3 protein-coding genes and 2 pseudogenes are annotated in these 3,186 nt (G+C 58.4%); 2 read left to right on the top strand and 3 right to left on the bottom strand.

Annotated elements, in window-relative coordinates; all coding sequences use genetic code 11:
• Nucleotides 1-138: 138 nt before the first annotated feature.
• Together FFS09_RS31350 and FFS09_RS30335 are read left to right on the top strand one after the other, a co-directional pair.
• Nucleotides 139-453 (top strand): annotated as a pseudogene (locus tag FFS09_RS31350) (IS1096 element passenger TnpR family protein); the annotation flags it as partial.
• Nucleotides 454-810: 357 nt separating this feature from the next.
• Nucleotides 811-1,155, top strand: a complete 345-nt coding sequence (locus FFS09_RS30335; RefSeq protein ID WP_171020280.1) for a CzcE family metal-binding protein — start codon at nt 811-813, stop codon at nt 1,153-1,155.
• A 432-nt stretch (nt 1,156-1,587) separates the two neighbouring features.
• Here the strand turns inward: FFS09_RS30335 and FFS09_RS30340 are convergent, their stop codons facing one another.
• The 3 genes and pseudogenes from FFS09_RS30340 to FFS09_RS30350 all read right to left on the bottom strand — a co-directional run.
• On the bottom strand, nt 1,588-1,881 hold the full coding sequence (locus FFS09_RS30340) for an addiction module antidote protein (protein WP_137922622.1): 294 nt from the start codon (nt 1,879-1,881) through the stop codon (nt 1,588-1,590).
• Nucleotide 1,882: 1 nt separating this feature from the next.
• Nucleotides 1,883-2,179, bottom strand: a complete 297-nt coding sequence (locus tag FFS09_RS30345) for a type II toxin-antitoxin system RelE/ParE family toxin (protein ID WP_137922623.1) — start codon at nt 2,177-2,179, stop codon at nt 1,883-1,885.
• A 429-nt stretch (nt 2,180-2,608) separates the two neighbouring features.
• A pseudogene (locus tag FFS09_RS30350) lies at nt 2,609-3,073 on the bottom strand (MFS transporter); the annotation flags it as partial.
• Between the last annotated feature and the right edge of the window lie 113 nt (nt 3,074-3,186).

The raw sequence follows: 3,186 nt of genomic DNA on the forward strand, positions 1-3,186 counted from the left end.
GCGACTTCTTATGCGAAGTCCAGTAGGTGATCAGACCGACGTGGCGAAGGCCGGCTACGCAACCGGCGCCCCGCGTCGTGCCGACTTCGCATAAAAGTGGAGTTCGCCTTATTGCGGTCATGCGAAGCTTCGCATGACCGCAACAACTGGCTGTTTGCCGGCAGCTTGCGCGCAGCCACCGTCATGGGCCTGATCCAGTCGGCGCGTATGAATGAGAAGGACCCCGATTGGCCGTCCAGAATCGAGACGCGGGATGAACGGGTGTTCGACCTGGCGGCGGTGCTCGCCGACGGTACAACCGAATTCATCTGCACCTACGACCTTGGCGATGACTGGCGCCACCGAATCCAGGTCGAGTTGGCCATGGAGCCCAGCGAGAAGAACAGTCGCCTGCTTTGCGTGGCCGGAGCCCACGCCTGTCCACCTGAAGATGTGGGCGGGCCACCGGGTTAAAGCGCCTTCCTGCAAGCCATCGTCGACTCCGTGCATCCGGAGCACTTGGCGATGTGGGCGTGGAACGGCGGGCCGTTCGACCCTGCTGACTTCGACCTCAATACCGAGAACGCCGCGATGCGCAAGTTGCGTCCGTAGAGGACTCGTCAAGATCGGGTGGCCGGACGCTTACCGACGGTGTTCGACGAAGTCAACTCCAGGAAGCAAGCCACTCCTCACCACCATTTCCCGAAGATGACTGATTTGTCATTTTGCGGACTTCGAGTTGTTTGGGTCTACCTCATAAAGTTCATCCCAGTGCCGAAACGGCTACTGTTGCCTCAGTCCTGAGGCTTTGATCCACCAATGAGGTTCTCAATGTCCAAACTCAACACTCTCCGTCAAGCCACCTTCGCCATCGCCATTGCAGCCACGCTGGGTAGCGCTTCTGCCGCTGGCGTAGTCGGGAAGGAGCAATCGCTTATCGGGCAACCTGCACCTGCAGGGGCGTCGGCTCGCGTCATCGACCTGAACTCCACCAAGCACGCCAACATCACTTACGGCGAAACCGTCATCTTTCGCGGAAATGACGGCAACCAGTTTGCTTGGACCTTCAACGGCCTTGGTGGTCGTTCATGGGAGCTGGCCAAGTTCGCGCCTGCAGGCTTCTCTGACAAGCAGTACCGGGTCTATGTGAGCCTCAACCCCCTGTACCGCAAATAGGGGTGGTCTCAGATTCGGTGCAAATGACCCGGTTAGGATGCAAGGGTAAACCCTTGGCTGGCATGCTGGAGCGCTTCAATGCAACGGCGCCTGGTCCTGCTTCGGTCGTGAAAAACCCGCCCAAAAGGGTATGCAGGTCCGCATATTCATGCTGCACGCGAGGACCTGCAGACAGCCCAGTCGCAACAGGAGCAGTTCCGAAAAGACACGACGGAACTGTTGGTCGATCTCAAGACACGTCATCCCCAGGGGGTCGCCAACGCTGGGACACTCGCGAAGCGGTCCAAAACGAAGACCGTGCCCAAACGCTAGTAGCGCAGCAGCACGATACTTTCGCGCTAAGCGTCAACTTGCTATGCGTTCCCTTACCCACGGCATCACGCGCTGCATGATGCACATGCGCTTCGCGCCGGATGGTTGGCGGTCAGACGGTTATGCGGCAGCCGGAACTTTGGCGGTCAGCTCGATGCCCAGGGCTTTCATGACCGCCAGCGTCGTCTTTAGGGTCGGGTTTCCGTTCTCGCTGAAAGAGCGGTAAAGCTGCTCGCGGGAAAGCCCGGTTTGCCCAGCAATCTGGGCCATTCCCTTGGCACGCGCGACGACCCCCAGCGCGTGCGCGATATAGCCCGCGTCATTCGTCTGGAACGCTTCCGCCATGAAGATCGCAATTCCTTCGTCAGAAGTCAGGTCCTCGGCGGGATCATAGGTAGTCAGTTTTTCAGCCATTTCATTCGCTCCATGCTTCAGCCAGGCGCTTTGCAGCCTTGATGTCCTTCGCTTGCGTGCTTTTGTCACCGCCGCACAGCAGGACGATGATCGTGCTTCCTCTCTTCTGGAAGTAGATGCGGTATCCAGGGCCATGGTGAATACGCAATTCGCTGACTCCCTGCCCCACGGGTTCCACGTCGCCCGCAAGACCAAAGGCGAGACGGTCCAGTCGGGACGCCACCAAGATGCGCGCTCGTTCGTCCTTGAGCCGCGTTCGCCATTTCCTGAATGTCTCTGTTTGTTTTAACTCGCTCATCGATAAGCGCACTGTAGTTTATAGACTACTGACTGTCAACCGGGTCTTAGCTGCTGCATCAACCATACGCTGTACAACGTATGAAATGCTTTGAGCACACAGTCCAAGAGGCGTTGGATGGTGGCTACGTCCATACAGTCGCTAAAAACTTAGTTAAATCAAATACTTAGCTGATCTTCTACGGATTTTGCTGGAATCACGGCCGACCCTCTATTTCTAGCCGAGTGTCGCCGGTGTCTGTCAGACGTTAGGTCTTAGGTCCGGCGATGCGCGCTGAAGCAATCTACAGCTGTGCAGTGCTATTGCTGCCTGTCTCGACTCGGATGACGACTACCGATGTGAGATTCACGGACCAGGGGATTCGGCGCAGAAATCGTTGTGCTGCCCAAAAGGGGCCCCCGACGTCCGTACTCGAAATATTGAGTGTTCTCACCGAGTCGATCTAGTCGTTGCTCCTGGCAAGGCTAATAGCGCAAGCAGGGCCATGATGCCCAGACCCGCCGACAGCCAAAGCGCACCCGGTCCCCATCGCACCAGCGCCAATCCGAAAAGAAATGGCGCCAAGGCCTGCGCTACGCGCGCTGGCAACATCAGCCACCCTTGCCGCAGTCCATAGCCCTGAGGCCCGAACAGCACCAGCGGCAGCGTGCCTTTGGCGATGGTGAGAATGCCGTTGCCCGCGCCATGCAAAACGGCGAAGAGAGGTGCCAGCACAGGGCCAGCAATGAGCAAGGCCGCCACGCCCATCGGATGCCCCAACGCCGCGAGTCGCGCGGACAGCAGCGGGTGTACATGCCGTAGGAAGCCGAATTCGAGCAGCCGACCAGCCACTTGTGCCGGACCGATCAGAGCGCCCACGCCCACCGCAACAGCCAGGCTCGCGCCGCTGGCTTGGGGGTCGATTTGTTTTCGTTGTCAAAAGTGACGGTAGGAGATCGAGCACTGGCGTAGGGGTGGCCTGCCAAGCCATTGATTTCATTGGGTTTCCTGTTGATTTTTTTGATCGC

This window comes from Hydrogenophaga sp. 2FB (assembly GCF_005503365.1).
GTDB lineage: Bacteria > Pseudomonadota > Gammaproteobacteria > Burkholderiales > Burkholderiaceae_C > Hydrogenophaga.